14 protein-coding genes are annotated in these 15,671 nt (G+C 72.8%); 11 read left to right on the forward strand and 3 right to left on the reverse strand.

Annotated elements, in window-relative coordinates; translation table 11 throughout:
• The first annotated feature begins 38 nt into the window (after positions 1-38).
• Positions 39-557, forward strand: a complete 519-nt coding sequence (locus ACZ7LT_RS02065; protein ID WP_471234762.1) for a DUF4240 domain-containing protein — start codon at positions 39-41, stop codon at positions 555-557.
• 145 nt (positions 558-702) lie between these two features.
• On the opposite strand, the gene ACZ7LT_RS02070 is transcribed toward ACZ7LT_RS02065, so the two are convergent.
• Positions 703-1,494 carry an SDR family NAD(P)-dependent oxidoreductase gene (locus ACZ7LT_RS02070; protein WP_471232915.1) on the reverse strand — a complete coding sequence of 264 codons (792 nt, stop codon included), beginning with the start codon at positions 1,492-1,494 and terminating at the stop codon, positions 703-705.
• 115 nt (positions 1,495-1,609) lie between these two features.
• Between ACZ7LT_RS02070 and ACZ7LT_RS02075 the strand changes: the two genes are divergently transcribed.
• From ACZ7LT_RS02075 to ACZ7LT_RS02085, 3 genes are all read left to right on the forward strand, one after another.
• Positions 1,610-2,260 (forward strand): TetR/AcrR family transcriptional regulator, encoded by a 651-nt coding sequence (locus tag ACZ7LT_RS02075; protein WP_471232917.1) that lies wholly within the window; start codon positions 1,610-1,612, stop codon positions 2,258-2,260.
• A gap of 808 nt (positions 2,261-3,068) precedes the next feature.
• Positions 3,069-3,971 (forward strand): TIGR01777 family oxidoreductase, encoded by a 903-nt coding sequence (locus ACZ7LT_RS02080; protein ID WP_471232919.1) that lies wholly within the window; start codon positions 3,069-3,071, stop codon positions 3,969-3,971.
• A 267-nt stretch (positions 3,972-4,238) separates the two neighbouring features.
• Positions 4,239-5,552, forward strand: coding sequence for an NAD(P)/FAD-dependent oxidoreductase (locus ACZ7LT_RS02085; protein WP_471232921.1), 1,314 nt, complete (start codon positions 4,239-4,241; stop codon positions 5,550-5,552).
• A 59-nt stretch (positions 5,553-5,611) separates the two neighbouring features.
• On the opposite strand, the gene ACZ7LT_RS02090 is transcribed toward ACZ7LT_RS02085, so the two are convergent.
• Positions 5,612-7,054, reverse strand: coding sequence for a regulator (locus tag ACZ7LT_RS02090; protein ID WP_471232923.1), 1,443 nt, complete (start codon positions 7,052-7,054; stop codon positions 5,612-5,614).
• Between the two features lie 263 nt (positions 7,055-7,317).
• Here ACZ7LT_RS02090 and lipB point away from each other — a divergent pair, with 263 nt between their 5' ends.
• The 4 genes from lipB (at position 7,318) to ACZ7LT_RS02110 (ending at position 10,511) form a co-directional block, all read left to right on the forward strand.
• Positions 7,318-8,214: a lipoyl(octanoyl) transferase LipB gene (gene lipB, locus ACZ7LT_RS02095; protein WP_471232924.1), complete on the forward strand. Its 897-nt coding sequence runs from the start codon at positions 7,318-7,320 to the stop codon at positions 8,212-8,214.
• Positions 8,215-8,314: 100 nt separating this feature from the next.
• Positions 8,315-9,268, forward strand: a complete 954-nt coding sequence (gene lipA / locus ACZ7LT_RS02100) for a lipoyl synthase (RefSeq protein ID WP_471232925.1) — start codon at positions 8,315-8,317, stop codon at positions 9,266-9,268.
• Positions 9,269-9,556: 288 nt separating this feature from the next.
• Positions 9,557-9,793 carry an SCO2195 family GlnR-regulated protein gene (locus ACZ7LT_RS02105; protein ID WP_471232927.1) on the forward strand — a complete coding sequence of 79 codons (237 nt, stop codon included), beginning with the start codon at positions 9,557-9,559 and terminating at the stop codon, positions 9,791-9,793.
• Positions 9,794-9,803: 10 nt separating this feature from the next.
• Positions 9,804-10,511, forward strand: a complete 708-nt coding sequence (locus ACZ7LT_RS02110) for a DUF4191 domain-containing protein (RefSeq protein ID WP_471232929.1) — start codon at positions 9,804-9,806, stop codon at positions 10,509-10,511.
• An 81-nt stretch (positions 10,512-10,592) separates the two neighbouring features.
• On the opposite strand, the gene ACZ7LT_RS02115 is transcribed toward ACZ7LT_RS02110, so the two are convergent.
• Positions 10,593-11,060 (reverse strand): RDD family protein, encoded by a 468-nt coding sequence (locus tag ACZ7LT_RS02115; RefSeq protein WP_471232931.1) that lies wholly within the window; start codon positions 11,058-11,060, stop codon positions 10,593-10,595.
• 231 nt (positions 11,061-11,291) lie between these two features.
• On the opposite strand from ACZ7LT_RS02115, the gene glnA reads away from it, so the two are divergent.
• From glnA to ACZ7LT_RS02130, 3 genes are all read left to right on the forward strand, one after another.
• Complete coding sequence (gene glnA, locus ACZ7LT_RS02120) at positions 11,292-12,701, forward strand: type I glutamate--ammonia ligase (protein ID WP_471232933.1); 1,410 nt, start codon at positions 11,292-11,294, stop codon at positions 12,699-12,701.
• Positions 12,702-12,927: 226 nt separating this feature from the next.
• A complete protein-coding gene (locus tag ACZ7LT_RS02125; RefSeq protein WP_471232935.1) occupies positions 12,928-14,022 on the forward strand; it encodes a sigma-70 family RNA polymerase sigma factor in 1,095 nt (364 codons plus the stop codon).
• Positions 14,023-14,165: 143 nt separating this feature from the next.
• Positions 14,166-15,653: a hypothetical protein gene (locus tag ACZ7LT_RS02130; protein WP_471232937.1), complete on the forward strand. Its 1,488-nt coding sequence runs from the start codon at positions 14,166-14,168 to the stop codon at positions 15,651-15,653.
• The last annotated feature ends 18 nt before the right edge of the window (positions 15,654-15,671 follow it).

Below are 15,671 nucleotides of genomic sequence, written 5' to 3' on the forward strand. Positions count from 1 at the left end.
GTGCGCGGCCCTGCGCGAGGCCCGATGCTGGTCCCGTGATGGACGAGACGGAGTTCTGGGAGATCGTGGACAGCGCCCGTGAGGCGGCCGAGGGCGACCCCGAGGAGCAGGCGGATCTGCTCGTGGAGCGGCTGCTTCAGCTCGATCCGGACTCCGTGCTCGACTTCGCCCGGCACTTCGAGTCCCGCTACAACCGGGCGTACCGCTGGGACCTGTGGGGAGCGGCGGCGGTGCTGCTCGACGGGGCCGGTGACGACGTCTTCGACTACTTCCGCTGCTGGCTGATCGGCCAGGGCCGGGAGGTCTTCGAAGGAGCGGTGCACGACCCGGACGCGCTGGCGGAGCTCCTTGACGACTTCGACGAGGAGATCGACGGCGACGGGGAGGAGCTCGGTTTCGCCGCGGACGAGGCGTACGAGCAGCTGACCGGGGTGGTGGCGCCGGACCTGGGGATCGCGCCGCAGACGGCGGAGCCGGAGGGCACTGCGATCGACCTGGAGGACGAGGAGGCGCTGGCGAGCCGCTACCCCCGGTTGTGGGAGCGGTTCGCCCGCTGACGGCGGAGGGGGTGGATCCGGTCCGCCCCGGCCGCGTACACCGCGGGGCGGACCGGCGGGCGGGGTGGGGAGGCGGTCCTTCTCCCCGGCCCGCCCGGGTCAGGGGCCGGTCACTACGGGCCGGCCGGTGCGGGCCGGCCGGTGCTCAGAAGTGCGTACCGCCGTCGACCCGGACCTCAGTGCCGGTGATGAACCGGCCGTCCGCGGCGGCCAGCATCGCGACGACACCCGCCACGGTCTCGGGCCCGGCGAAGCCCTGGCCGAGGGCGGGCGCGAGCTTCATGAACAGGGACATGTCGGCGTCGGCGGGCAGGCCGGGTCCGACGCTCGCCCGGCTGGCGCCCGAGCCGTCCGTCATGCCGGAGGAGATGGAGCCGGGCTGGACGGCGGTGAAACGGATGCCCTTGCGGGCGTACTCGCTCGCGAGCGCGTGGGTCATGGACTGGATGCCGCCCTTGCTGGCCGCGTACGCCGCCATGTAGGGGTGCGCGAACATCGCCGAGGTGGAGCTGAAGTTGACGACGGCCGCGTCCTGCCCCTCCAGCAGGGCCGGTATCGACTCACGGATCATCAGGAACGTACCGGTCAGATTGACCGCGATGATCCGGTTGAAGTCGGCCAGGGTCGTCTCGTGGGTGTGCGAGGAGCGCAGGATCCCGGCGGCGTTGACCAGGACGTCCAGGCCGCCGAGGGCGGAGACGGCGGCGGCGACGCCGTGCCGTACGGAGGTCTCGTCGGCGATGTCGACGACGAGGGTGGTGAGCCGGTCGGCGTGCCCCGCGGCGGCCGCCTGCTCTGCGGTGTCCTGGAGGCCCGCCTCGCTGACATCCGCGGCGACGACCTGGCCGCCCTCGGCGAGCAGGCGCAGGACGGTGGCCTGGCCGATGCCGGATCCGGCGCCGGTGATCAGGGCGCGGCGGCCTTCGTAGCGGTTCATGTCCAACGACCTCTCGCGACGGTGCGGGTGCTGCTCACTACACGGTACGCCTTCGTGGCACGTTTTGCCACCTCTGCATGACGTGCCGGGCGTGCACGTGCGTACGCTTTGTCGGGTGAGCACCCAGCAGCCGCCCCCGCCGCCCCTCTCGCTGACCGAGCGCCGCAAGGCCGCGACCCAGCTCGACATCGCGCGCGCCGCCGCGGAGCTCTTCACCGAGCAGGGTCCCGACGGCACCACCGCCGAGGAGATCGCCCAGCGGGCGGGGGTGGCGCTGCGCACCTTCTACCGCTACTTCCGCTCCAAGCAGGACGCGGTCGCGCCGCTCCTGGCGGCCGGCGCGGACCGCTGGCGCGACTCCCTCGCCGCGGCCCCGCCGGGCTCGACCGTCCCCTCGGCTCTGGAGACCTCCATCGCGGAGGCCCTCGCGGGCCGCGACGACGCCGCCGCCGAGGGCCTGCGCCGCACCCGCGTCCTGCTCCGCGCGGCGACCGAGGACCCCGCCCTGCGGGCGGTCTGGTACCGCGTGAACCAGGAGTCCGAGGAGAAACTGCTCCCGGTCGTCGCCACCCTGGCGGGCCCCTCCGCCGACCCCCTGGAAATCCGCCTCGCCGCGGCGGCGGCCACGGACGCGATCCGCGTCGCCCTCGAAACCTGGTCCCAAACAGACGCCCCGGTCACCGGCCCGGGCTCCCCCTCCGACCTGGCGGTGCGCTGCCTGCGCGAACTGATGGGCGGCATGGGCCCGCTGACCCCGGACGCGTGAGGGGACGGCCGCTGGCGCGGGCGCCGGGGCGTCAGGCGGGCGACGGCCCGGACACTGGCCCCTGGGGCCGAGCGCCTCGGCCCGGCGACGGCCCAGGCACTGGGCCCCGGGCCGACGGTGCGGCCCGGACGCCGAACCCGATCGGCTGCCCGGGGCGTCGAGCAGGCGCCTGGGCGGGGCGCAGCTCGGACGCTGAACCGGTAACGGCCCGGCCACCGGACACGGGTGGCTACCCCCGGGCACGGACCGCCACCGGACGCGGGTAGCGGGCACGGACACGGACCGGCCGCCGGCCTCGGGTAGCTGCCCCGGGCACGCCCCGGAGGCCAGACCGGGCGCCGCGCGGACGACGGACCGGACACCGGACCCTGGCGGTTCCCGGAGGCCCATCCGTGGCGGCTGACCGGGCGCCCAGCCCGATCACCAGGCCGAACGCCGAGCAGGGCCCCGCACCGGGGCGCCGGACTTGTAGGCCGGCCCCAGGCGGCTGACCGGCGGTCACCCGAACACCGGCCCGCCGTCCGGCGCCCGCCCGAGCAGGCCCGGACATCCCCCAGCGCGGCGCACCCCCCAGCAGTCGCTGCCTAGACGTCGGCCTCCGGCGCCGGACCGAGGCGCCAGTCGACGCCGGCCCGCCGTCCGGCGCCCGCCCGAGCCCGCGTCGCCGGGCCGCGCCCCGCCCTGGCGACCCGCCGCCGCGGCCGCCCGCCCCCGACGTCCGCGCGGCGCGCGCTCCGCACGCGGGGACGGGGTGGCGGCCCGCCTGGCCTCCGTGCGCCGGGAATGGCGCAGCGGGCAGGATGGGGCCATGCAGCCTTCGCGTATCGCGGTCACCGGCTCGTCCGGACTCATCGGCTCCGCCCTCGTGCGCTCCCTGCGCGCCGACGGGCATTCCGTGGTGCGGCTGGTACGCAGGCCCGCCCGCGGCGGCGACGAGGTGGAGTGGGATCCCCGGCGCGGGCACGTCGACGCGGCCGGTCTCGTCGGCTGCGACGCGGTGGTGCATCTGGCCGGCGCGGGCGTCGGGGAGCGGCGGTGGACCGAGGCGTACAAGCGGGAGATCCGCGACAGCCGGGTCCTCGGCACCCGCGCGATCGCCCAGGCCGCCGCCTCGCTCGCCGACCCGCCGAAGGTGCTGATCTGCGGCTCCGCGCTCGGCTACTACGGCGACACCGGCAGCCGGGCCGTCAACGAGGACGCCCCGGCCGGCGACGGCTTCCTGCCGTCGGTCTGCGTGGAGTGGGAGGCCGCCGCCGCCCCGGCCGAGGCGGCCGGCATCCGCGTCGCGTACGCCCGTACGGGCCTGGTCGTGGCCCGCGAAGGCGGCGCCTGGGGGCGGCTCTTCCCCGTCTTCCGGGCGGGCGTCGGGGGCCGGATGGGCTCCGGGGAGCAGTACTGGAGCTTCATCGCGCTGCACGACGAGATCGCCGCGCTGCGCCACATCCTCGACACCGACACCCTCACCGGCCCCGTGAACCTCACCGGCCCGGAACCCGTCACCAACCGCGAGGTGACCGCGGCGATGGGCCGCGTCCTGCGCCGCCCGACGCTCTTCACGGTCCCGCCGTTCGCCCTGCGGCTCGCCCTCGGCGACTTCGCCCAGGATGTGCTGGGCAGTCAGCGGGTGCTGCCGGGACGGCTGCTGGAGTCCGGGTTCAGCTTCGCGTTCCCGCGGATCGACGACGCGATCCGGGCGGCGGCGCACGCCTGACCACGACCTGAAGCCGCGCATGCCCGCGGCATGCCGTGTACAGCATCATCCGGACACCCAAGGCGACCCGAACCGCCCTCACGACCGGATCTGGCCGCCCCCACGACCGAAACCGTACGCCCGTGCGACCCCGTGCTCCGGTGACCCGGCTACGCGCGACCCCCACACCCGGCGCCCCTTTCTACCCTCGATCCGAACTCGGGCATTCCGGGGGCCTGTTGGGGGCATGAGCCTCCCACCAGCCGGGCCGACCTCGGGGAGGGGCACGTGCTCAGTACCTCACGTCATACGGATGTCGTCATTGTCGGAGCCGGAATCGCGGGGCTGTCGGCCGCGCATCAGCTGACCAGCGCCGGCGTCACCGTCACCGTCCTGGAGGCCGCGCCCCAGGTGGGCGGGCGGATGGCCACGGAGGTGGTGGACGGCTTCCGGCTCGACCGGACCACTCAGTTGCTCAACACCTCGTATCCGGAACTGCTGCGCATGCCGGGCCTGAACAGCACAGCGCTGCGGACCTTCTCGCCCGGTGTGCTGGTGCACGCCGACGGACGGCTCATCAGGACCGGGGAGGTCGGCGGGGCGCGCTGGGGCTCACCGCACGGGCTGCGGGGCGGCGCCTACACCGTGGCCCGCGCCCTCGCCGGTTCGCCGCGCTCGCTCGACCAGGCCCGCCTCGGCGCCTCGCTGGCCCGGCTCGCGGCGATCCCGCCCGCGCGGCTGCTCGCCCGGCCGGAGCGGACCGCCCGGGAGGCCCTGTCCGCCCGGCTCCCGGCCCGTACGGTCCAGGGGTTCCTGCGGCCCCTGTTGGCGGCGCTGCTGTGCGACCCGGACCTGTCCACCTCCAGCCGGTGCGCCGATCTCGCGCTGCGCGGCTTCGCGCGCGGCCGGCTGTGCGTACCGGAGGGCGGCGCCGCGACCCTGCCCGAGCTCCTCGCGCGGGCGCTGCCGCCGGGCACGGTGCAGACGGGCGTACGGGTGCGGGAGGCGTCGATCAGTTCGGTGGCGACGGAGGAGCACGGCGAGTTCGGCTGCCGGTCGGTGGTCCTGGCGACGGGCGCCCGCGCCGCCGCCGAGCTGCTGCCGGGGCTACGGGTGCCGTCGTTCCGCCCGGTGACGGTGGTGCATCACACGGCACCGGTCGCGCCGCTGTCCGAGCCGGCGCTGCTGCTGTCGTCCGATCCGTCGGAGCCGGTGACCCACACGGCGGTGATGAGTGCCGTCGATCCGACCCGCGCCCCCGAGGGCCGCGCCTTGATCACCTCGACCGTCCTGGGGACGCCCCCGCCGGACCTGGACCGCCGGGTACGCACCCAGCTCGCCCGGCTGTACGGCTCCCCCACCGACGACTGGGAGCTCCTCGACGTCCACCACGCCCCGGAGGCGGTCCCGGCGATGCTCCCGCCGCACGATCCCCGCCGCCCGGTCCGCCTCCTCGACGGCCTCTACGTCTGCGGTGACCACCGCGACACCAGCACCGTCCAAGGCGCCCTCTTTTCCGCCCGCCGCGCGGCCCACGCGGTCCTGCGGGACTTCGGCATCCGCGCGGGGTACGGGGCGACGCCCCTGGAGGCGGCGGCCTGACGCTCGGGTGCCCCGGGCGCGCGCCGCGCCCGGGGCACCCGACGGTGCTGAAACCCCCGTCAGCCGATCGCGGCCACCCGGTCCCGGTAGCTGCGGACCGCCGCCGCGTCGCGGTACGGCTCCAGGCGGCGCTCGAAGTCCCGGACGTACTCCACCGCGCGCGCCGAGCGCATCTCGGAGGCCTGCTGGGCCGCCTCCGCGCCCAGGGCGCACGCCTGGTCCAGCTCACCGAGGCCGAGGCGGGCGGTGGCGAGCACGACCCGGCAGAAGAGGCGGCTGCGCGCGTAGGCGGGTGAGCGCAGCTGCAGGGACCGCTCCGCGTGCTGCGCCGCCGCCCGGAACTGCTGGAGATCGCGGTGGCAGTGGCCGAACTCGTCGGCGAGCTGCCCCTCGTCGAAGTTCCGCGCCCAGTACGGCACCTCGTCGCCGGGCCGCGCCGCCTCCAGGGCCCGCTCCGCGCGGGCCAGGGACGCGCTGCACGCCCGTACCTCACCGAGGACCCCGTGGCCCCGCGCCTCCACGGCGTGCAGCAGCGCCTGGACCACGGGCGGGGCCGCCGACCCGACGCCCTGCTGGGCGACCCGGGCCAGCTGGACCGCCTCGCGCCCGTGCCCGAGGTAGACGGCCTGGCGGCTCATGGTGATCAGGACGTACGAGCCGTACGCCCGGTCCCCCGCGGCCTGGGAGAGCCTCAGCGCCTGGACGAAGTAGCGCTGCGCGAGGCCGTGCGCGGCGATGTCGTACGAGGTCCAGCCGGCCAGCCGGGTCAGATCGGCAGCCGCCGCGAACAGCCGGCGCCCGACCGTCTCGCCGTACGTGCCGCGCAGCATCGGCTCGGCCTCGTGCTCCAGGTAGCGGACGAGGGCCTGGCGGGCGTGGCCGCCGCCGTAGGCGTGGTCGAGGGTGCGGAAGAGCTCGCCGACGGAGCGCAGGGCGGCGATGTCACCGCCGGAGACCCGCTGACCGGGGCCGCGGTCGGTGGTGCGCTGGCGCGGTACGGAGGGGCGGCCCTGGGCCGGCACCCGCACCCCGGCCGGGCCGGGGTCCCCGCGCCCCACCCGGTCGTCGGGCCGGCCGATCAGCCAGTCCCGGCTGGGCACGACCAGCCCGGCCGGGGTGAAGGCGATCTTGCGCAGCTCGGCGTGGCTGCCGGAGTCCTTGCGCCACAGGCCCCCGACGATGTCGACCGCCTCCTCGGGGGTCGCGGCGAATTCGAGGCCCGCGTAGACCGGGGCGCACGCGTCGAGACCGAGGTCCTGGGCGGAGAGCCGGCGGCCGAGGCGCCGGGTGAACACCTCGGCGATCAGCGCGGGTGTCGTGCCGCGCGGCTGCTGCCCGCGCAGCCAGCGGGTCACCGACGTCTTGTCGTACCGGAGGTCGAGCCCGTGCTCCAGGCCGAGCTGGTCCACCCTTCTGGCCAGGCCCGCGTTGGAGAACCCAGCCTCGGCGATGAGCGCGGCGAGCTGGCGGTTCGGGATGCGCTGCGGGGGTCGTTCCGTCATCAGCTGTGCGGTCTCCTGCCTTCCGGGCCCGGGCTGCAGCCCTCATGGAACGGCGTGAATTTAGCTGCCCTCAACGTCCGTACCGCCACCTTCGCCCCACATTCATCCGATCGTGTGAGGATTGGGGGCGGCGCTGACGGGCACCGCGAAATCCGTCGCCGGAGGCCGGGCCGGACCGCCCTGCCCGACCGTCGGCGTGACCGCCGCCGTACAGTGGCGGGGGCGCGACATGTGCACCATGCAGTTGCTAGGGAGGCGTTGCCGTGAGTGAGCTGCGATTCGCCCGTCTGGGCTTCGGCGAACAAGCCGTCGAGTACCGGACGGCCTGGGACAAGCAGCGCGAGGTGCACGCGGCACGGTTCGCCGACGAGATCCCCGACACCTGCCTCCTCCTGGAGCACCCGCCCGTCTACACGGCGGGACGGCGCACGGAGGACAGCGAGCGCCCCCTGGACGGGACGCCCGTCGTCGACGTGGACCGCGGCGGCAAGATCACCTGGCACGGCCCCGGCCAGCTCGTCGGCTACCCGATCCTCAAGCTGCCTCGCCCGGTCGACGTCGTGGCGCACGTCCGCCGCCTCGAGGAGGCCCTGATCCGTACGGCCGCCGAGTTCGGCCTGGAGACCACCCGGGTCGAGGGCCGCAGCGGCGTGTGGGTCCTCGGCGACGCGACCGACAGCGCAGAGCAGCGCCCGGCGCTCGGCGGCTTGTCGCTGGACTTCGACCCGCGGCTGCACGACGAGGAGTTCGACCCGCGGCTCAACGGCCCCGAGTACGCGCCCTCCAACGCCGGCCAGCGCCGCGAGGACCGCAAGCTGGCGGCGATCGGCATCCGGGTCGCCAAGGGCGTCACCATGCACGGCTTCGCGCTGAACGTGAACCCGGACAACACCTGGTTCGACCGGATCGTGCCGTGCGGCATCCGCGACGCGGGCGTGACCTCGCTCTCCAACGAGCTTGGCCGGGAGATCACCATCGCCGAGGTCCTGCCGGTGGCGGAGCGGCATCTGCGGGACGTACTGGAGAACGCGGAGCTCAAGCCGCGTCCGGTCGAGCGCCCCGCCGACTCCGAGGCCCCGTCCGGCGCCGGGTCCGCCACGGAATCCGCAGGCCAGGGCGTACGTACGGCCGAACGCGAGGCGGAGAAGGCCACCGCCTAGGGAATGCCGGGTCATGGCCAGAGGTTGGCCAGACGTAAGGCATACGAAGCAACGGGCGTACCCTGGTGTGCGCCGAAGAATCGAAGCTACAGGAGCCGATGTGTCCGCAGTCGCACCCGACGGACGCAAGATGCTGCGCCTGGAGGTCCGGAACAGCCAGACCCCCATCGAGCGCAAGCCCGAGTGGATCAAGACTCGGGCGAAGATGGGCCCCGAGTACACCAAGATGCAGAGCCTGGTGAAGACCGAGGGCCTGCACACGGTCTGCCAGGAAGCGGGCTGTCCGAACATCTTCGAATGCTGGGAGGACCGCGAGGCGACCTTCCTCATCGGCGGTGACCAGTGCACCCGGCGCTGCGACTTCTGCCAGATCGACACGGGCAAGCCCGAGGCCCTGGACCGCGACGAGCCCCGCCGCGTCGGCGAGTCGGTCGTCACGATGGACCTGAACTACGCCACCATCACCGGCGTCGCCCGCGACGACCTGGCGGACGGCGGCGCCTGGCTGTACGCGGAGACCGTGCGCCAGATCCACGAGCAGACCGCGGGCCGCGCCGACGGCCGTACGAAGGTCGAGCTGCTCGCCCCCGACTTCAACGCGGTCCCCGAGCTCCTCGAAGAGGTCTTCGCCTCCCGCCCCGAGGTCTTCGCGCACAACGTCGAGACCGTGCCGCGGATCTTCAAGCGGATCCGCCCCGGCTTCCGTTACGAGCGCTCCCTCGAGGTCATCACCAAGGCGCGCGACTACGGCCTGGTGACGAAGTCGAACCTGATCCTCGGCATGGGCGAGACCCGCGAGGAGATCAGCGAGGCGCTCCAGCACCTGCACGAGGCGGGCTGCGAGCTGATCACCATCACGCAGTACCTGCGTCCGTCCGTGCGGCACCACCCCGTGGAGCGCTGGGTGAAGCCGCAGGAGTTCGTGGAGCTGAAGGAGGAGGCCGACGAGATCGGCTTCTCCGGAGTGATGTCGGGCCCGCTGGTCCGCTCCTCGTACCGCGCCGGCCGCCTCTACCAGCAGGCCATGGAGCGGCGCGGCGAGTCCGTCGCGTAGGCCCCCTTCGGCCCCCGCCGTGTGAATTCCCGCACAAGACATTACCGGCCAGTAACGGCTGATTCGACGCGGTCCATACGTCCCCCGCAGGTCCGGGGCCCGTATGGGCCGCGTCGGCGTGCGGGGGCCGCGCATCAAGGCTTCATTGGTGTTTGACCGGTCGGTCACGTCCTGGTAACACCAATCAGTGAGCCTGGGCTGACTGAACGCGACGAACGCGACCGACCGCCGCGGCGCAAACCGCGCACCCCCCACCTCGTCTCATCCACCTGAGGGAGGACCTCCACCATGCAGGCCGCGACCCACGTACGCGCCAATGCGATCCCGTCCGTACGCGCCAACGCGATCCCGTCCGTCACCGACGCGCTCCGCGCCGTCGAATCGTTCCTTCTGCGCGGCGGACAGCGCACAGCCCGCCGTAACGCCTGGACGTCCGTCCTCGAGGACCGCCGCCGGGCCAAGGACCGGGTCGAGGCCCAGCATGTGATGGAGGCCGTGGCTGGCCGCGCTTCGCGGGCCACGTAAACTTCAGGACATGGCGAGGAAGGCAAACACAGACAGCGTTGACGCTGATGCGAACCCCGGGCGACTGAAGCAGATCGCTCTGACGTACAAGATGACCCGACGGGCCGACCCGAAGGTGGGTCTTGTCGTCGCGGGTGTCGGCATCGTCACTCTCGGCGTCTTCCTCGGGATCGGTTTCGCGATCGACCACCCCGTCTATCTGGGCATCCTGGGCTTCATCCTGGCCCTGCTCGCGATGGCGATCATCTTCGGCCGCCGCGCCGAGAAGGCCGCCTTCGGACAGATGGAGGGACAGCCGGGCGCCGCCGCCGCGGTCCTGCAGAACGTGGGACGCGGCTGGACGACCACCCCGGCGGTGGCGATGAACCGCAGCCAGGACGTGGTGCACCGGGCGGTCGGCCGGGCGGGCATCGTCCTGGTCGCCGAGGGCAACCCGAACCGGCTCAAGCCGCTGCTGGCCGCGGAGAAGAAGAAGATGGCCCGGATCGTGGTGGACGTGCCGGTGCACGACATCGTCGTCGGCAACGACGAGGGCCAGGTGCCGCTGAAGAAGGTCCGCGCGACCATGCTGAAGCTGCCCCGCGTCCTCTCCGGCCCGCAGGTGACGGCGACCAACGACCGGCTGCGCGCGATGGGCGACCTGATGAGCAACATGCCGCTGCCGAAGGGCCCGATGCCCAAGGGCATGCGGATGCCGCGCGGCGGAAAGATGCGCTGACGCGCGAGTCCGTACGACGTACGAGGAGGGGCTCCCCGGTCCGACCGGGGAGCCCCTCCTCGTATCACGTGCCTGGTGGGGCTAGATGCGGACCTGGACGGCGCGCGAGAGGCGGTCGTGCAGGCCGCGGCCGTCGCGGTCCCAGATCAGCGCCGGGATGGCGACGCAGACGAGCGCGCTGCGGGCCAGGACCCGGACGATACCGAGGCGGCCGCCGTCCACGGAGATCACCCGCAGGCCGAAGAGCCGCTTGCCCGGGGTGCAGCCGATGGTGCCGACGGTGAGCACGCTCAGCACCAGGAAGATGAGCAGCGCCCAGTTGCCGGTGGCCTGGTTGTAGCCATGGGTGACCAGGCCGTATGCGATGAGCATGCACAGGGCCCAGTCGACGGCGATGGCGCCGATACGCCGGCCGGGGCGGGCGATCGAGCCGGGGCCCTCCTCGGGCAGACCGAGCTGCTGGCCCCGGTAACCGAAGTCGACACCCGCCTCTTCGGCGGCGGCGCGGGGCCCGGAGAGCCATGATCCGATTGCTTGCCTGTTGTCCACCCGACCACGGTACTGCGCCCGTTTTTGATCACTTCGGCCCGGGTCGGCTACGGACCCCGCGGCCGGGCCGCGGGCTGCGCCCCGCACCGGGCCCGGTTAACTTGGGTGAAACAAATGGGTCACGCTTGAGAAATCCCGCCTGCCTATGGTCGGGTCCAGCGTGTGCCACCGCACTGGCCGCACGACCGAGCTACAGCCCCGCCCGGCCCGGGCGGGAGTAGGAGGAGTTGGATGTTCCAGAACGCCGACGACGCCCAGAAGTACATCGCGGACAACGACGTCAAGTTCGTAGACGTCCGCTTCTGCGACCTCCCGGGTGTGATGCAGCACTTCACCATCCCGGCCACGGCGTTCGACCCCGCCGAGGAGCTGGCCTTCGACGGTTCGTCGATCCGCGGCTTCCAGGCGATCCACGAGTCCGACATGGCGCTGCGTGCCGACCTGTCGACCGCGCGGATGGACCCCTTCCGCCGCGACAAGACGCTGAACATCAACTTCTTCATCCACGACCCGATCACGGGCGAGCAGTACAGCCGCGACCCGCGCAACATCGCCAAGAAGGCCGAGGCCTACCTCGCCTCCACCGGCATCGCGGACACCGCGTACTTCGGCCCCGAGGCCGAGTTCTACGTCTTCGACTCGGTGCGCTTCGAGACCTCGGCGAACCAGGGCTTCTACCACATCGACTCCGAGGCCGGCGCCTGGAACACCGGCGCCCTCGAGGACAACCGCGGCTACAAGGTCCGCTACAAGGGCGGCTACTTCCCGGCCCCGCCGGTCGACCACTTCGCCGACCTGCGCGCCGAGATCTCCCTGGAGCTCGAGGGGGCCGGCCTCCAGGTCGAGCGCCAGCACCACGAGGTCGGCACCGCCGGCCAGGCCGAGATCAACTACAAGTTCAACACGCTGCTCGCCGCGGCCGACGACCTGATGCTCTTCAAGTACATCGTGAAGAACGTCGCCTGGCGCAACGGCAAGACCGCGACCTTCATGCCGAAGCCGATCTTCGGTGACAACGGCTCGGGCATGCACGTCCACCAGTCGCTGTGGTCCGGCGGCGAGCCGCTGTTCTACGACGAGACCGGCTACGCGGGCCTCTCGGACACCGCCCGCTACTACATCGGCGGCATCCTGAAGCACGCCCCGTCGCTGCTGGCGTTCACCAACCCGACGGTGAACTCCTACCACCGCCTGGTCCCCGGCTTCGAGGCCCCGGTCAACCTGGTCTACTCGCAGCGCAACCGCTCCGCGGCCATGCGTATCCCGATCACGGGCTCCAACCCGAAGGCCAAGCGCGTCGAGTTCCGCGCGCCGGACCCGTCCTCCAACCCGTACCTGGCCTTCTCGGCGCTGCTGCTGGCCGGCCTCGACGGCATCAAGAACAAGATCGAGCCGGCCGAGCCGATCGACAAGGACCTCTACGAGCTGGCCCCCGAGGAGCACGCGGGCGTCCCGCAGGTCCCGACGAACCTCGAGGCCGTCCTCAAGGCTCTGGAGGAGGACAACGAGTACCTCCAGGCCGGCGGCGTCTTCACGTCCGACCTGATCGAGACGTGGATCGACTACAAGCGCACCCACGAGATCGCCCCGATCCAGCTGCGCCCGCACCCGCACGAGTTCGAGCTGTACTTCGACATCTAAGAAGCGGGGCGGCGCACCGAGTGTGCACCGCCCGGCCGATTCTCTGACTTGATGTCAGGACGCTGCGAGGGCCGCTACCCCATAGCCGGGAGCGGCCCTCGCCGGCGTCCAGGCTCTGTGCGGCGGGCGGTGCCCGGCCGGGGACCAGCCCCTGGGGTCAGGTCACGCGAGGTCGCGGGTTAGATTGCCGCCCAAACCTGTCCGGGACGAGAGTCGAGGGTGTCGTATGCGTCAGATTCCGGAATCCGCGCCGTCCGGCACGCGTGTCGACCGATGGCAGCAGATCTGGAGCCACCGCGAGCAACTGTTGAAGGTGGCGCGACGCCGGTCGACGAGCCCGCAGGACGCCGAGGACGCGGTGCACGAGGCCATGGCCAGGGCTGCTGAGCGGCCACACCTGGACGGCGACCGGCTCGGCGCGTGGCTGACCGCGGTCACAGTACGGCTGTGCGTCGATCAGCACCGGCAAGTCAGTCGGGACACGGGGATACGCCGGCGTGCCGGCTCCATGCTGACCGCGCCCAGCGCCGTACCGCACGAGGAAGTCGTATGCGACCACGCGGAGGCGTTGTGGCTCGCCCGTCAGGGCACCGCGCTGCCGGAGAACCAGCGGGTGGCGCTGCGGCTGAAGGCGCAGGACCTGGACGTGGCGCAGGTCGCCCAGCGGATGGGGCTGACGTACAAGGCTGCCGAGTCGCTGCTGGGGCGGGCGCGGCGAACGCTGCGGGCCGCACTGGCGGCGACGCTGGCCGCCGTGGCCGTGGGGCTGTGGCGGGGCCGGCCGCGTATCAACGGGGGTACGCCGACGGCTGTGTCCCCTGCCGTCCTGGCGTCCGCGGGAACCCTGATGCTGGCGGGGCTCGTCCTGATGTTGACTCCCGGAGCAGACGGAGGGCCCGCTTCTCGGCCTGATCGGGACGGGCGGTCGGACGTCGTGTTCGTGTCGTCCCCTGAAGAGCCGGGCGTGCGGCCCGCCGTCACTTCGGCCGCTGTCACCGGCCCAGAGCGTCCGGGAGTGCGTGCCGTTCCAGGGCTGGTGAGTCGGCCCGCCGGCGACTCGAACGGGGCGGAAGGGCCCGTCGGAGGTGGTGGCCCCGCACCCGACCAGGGGCCGCTACCCGGCGTGCCCGTCGCCGAGTTGCCGACGGTTCCGGCTGTGCCGACGCTGCCGCCCGTACCGCCCGTACCGCCCCTGCCCTCGGTGCCGACTCTCCCCGTACCGGCGCTCGAGCCGGGTGACGTCGTACAGCCGAACGCCGGTGTACCGGTGCTGCCCGACCCGTTGCCGTCGGTGACTCCGCCGGTCTTGCCGCTGGACTGATCCCGGCCCCGTCCCGTCCGCGCCCCACGCGCGCGAGGTACGGAAAAACTTCGGCTTCTTCGCGAGGGAGCTGCCACCCGACTCCGTAGAGCAGGTGACAGCACCAGTGCACCACCTGGTGCGGCAGAAGAAGCGGAGAGTTGATGGGACATACAAGCCATGGCAGACAGCAGCGCCGCCGTGCGCTGCTCGCGATACCGATCGCCCTTGTCTGCGCTCTGAGTGCCTCGACCGCAGGCACCTCGCCCGCCCACGCGGCGGCGGTCGAGGAGACGAGCATCGGCATGCGGTTCAACGACGGTCTGGACACCCGGCTCAGTGCCACGGCGTTCCGCGACGCGGCCCGCTCGGCCGGCTACACGGGCACCAGCCACACCGCCGGGCGCAGTGCGGACGACGCGTGGACGGACGGGCTGGACTCGGGTGTCTTCGCGCTGTTCGGGCACTCGAACGGCGGCATCTTCCAGACCCATGAGGGACCCTCGGACGACCAGGACTCGATCCTTGCCGCCGGCCGGACGCAGGACCTCGTGCCTGTCTACGCGAACCTGCGGTTCTTCACCGAGTACCTGCCGTACGCCGATGTCGACGACATGCGGCTGCTGATCCTCGCCGGCTGCTACTCCGCCCAGTCCGGGCAGCTCGGGAACTTCAACGAGGTCGCCGTCTCCCGCGGCATCGACTCGGCGATCAGCTTCTCCGGCCTGGTCATGTACCCGGCGACCGCCTCCGGCACGGCGGCCAGTACGACGAACTACTCCGGCAACTACTTCTGGAGCCGGTTCTCCTACCACGCCACCACGGGCGTCACCGTGTCCACCGCGCTCGCCCGGGCCCGTACCGACCTCGTCGCCAAGGAAGGTTCGGCGGGCGGATGGGACCGTTACGTGATCCAAGGCGCCGCGGCCGCCCCCGGCTCGGTCAAACTCAAGCCGGCGGGCGAGGGCGAGCCCTTGAACAGCCGCCTCGTCGCCACCCCGCGGTTCACCACCCCCGCCGCCCTGACACCGGTCGGTACGACCACCACGCAGGGCCCGGAGGGCGAGCCCCTCACCACCGTCGAGACCGCCGAGGGAGTCGAGTACCGGTCGGCCGCCGACGGCTCGCTGGTCGACCTCGTGGGCACCCCGACGACCGAAGGGGACGTACGGCTGGGCGCGGACGAGACCCGCGCCGCCGCGCAGGAGTTCGTCCAGCGCAATGTCGCCGGCTGGGACGGCAGCTGGCAGCTGGTGGCCGAAGAGCCGGTCAGCCATCTGGAGGGTGACGCCATCACTCTCCTGACGTGGCGCCCCGTGGGTGACGACGGGCACGCGGACGCGCGGCAGGTGACGGTCGAGACCGACCGCCGTACCGGAACCGTCACCTACCTGTCGACCACCCGGGGCGCGGCGGCCGGGAAGGCTTCAGCCTTCATGGTGGACCGCCACCAGGCGATCGACACGGCCCGCACCGCGATCGGCGACGACCGGGGCACCGCCACCGCCGTGGCCGACACCTGGAACGCCGACCGCTGGACGGTCACCGTCGACCGCGGCCTCACCGGCCGCCCCGGGGCCGAAATGCCGGACGTGGAGCGCGTCGAGATCGACGCCCGCACCGGCGATGTGCTGTCCCGCACCAAGAGCTGACGACACCGACACACCGGA

This window comes from Streptomyces sp. NPDC039465 (assembly GCF_055639315.1).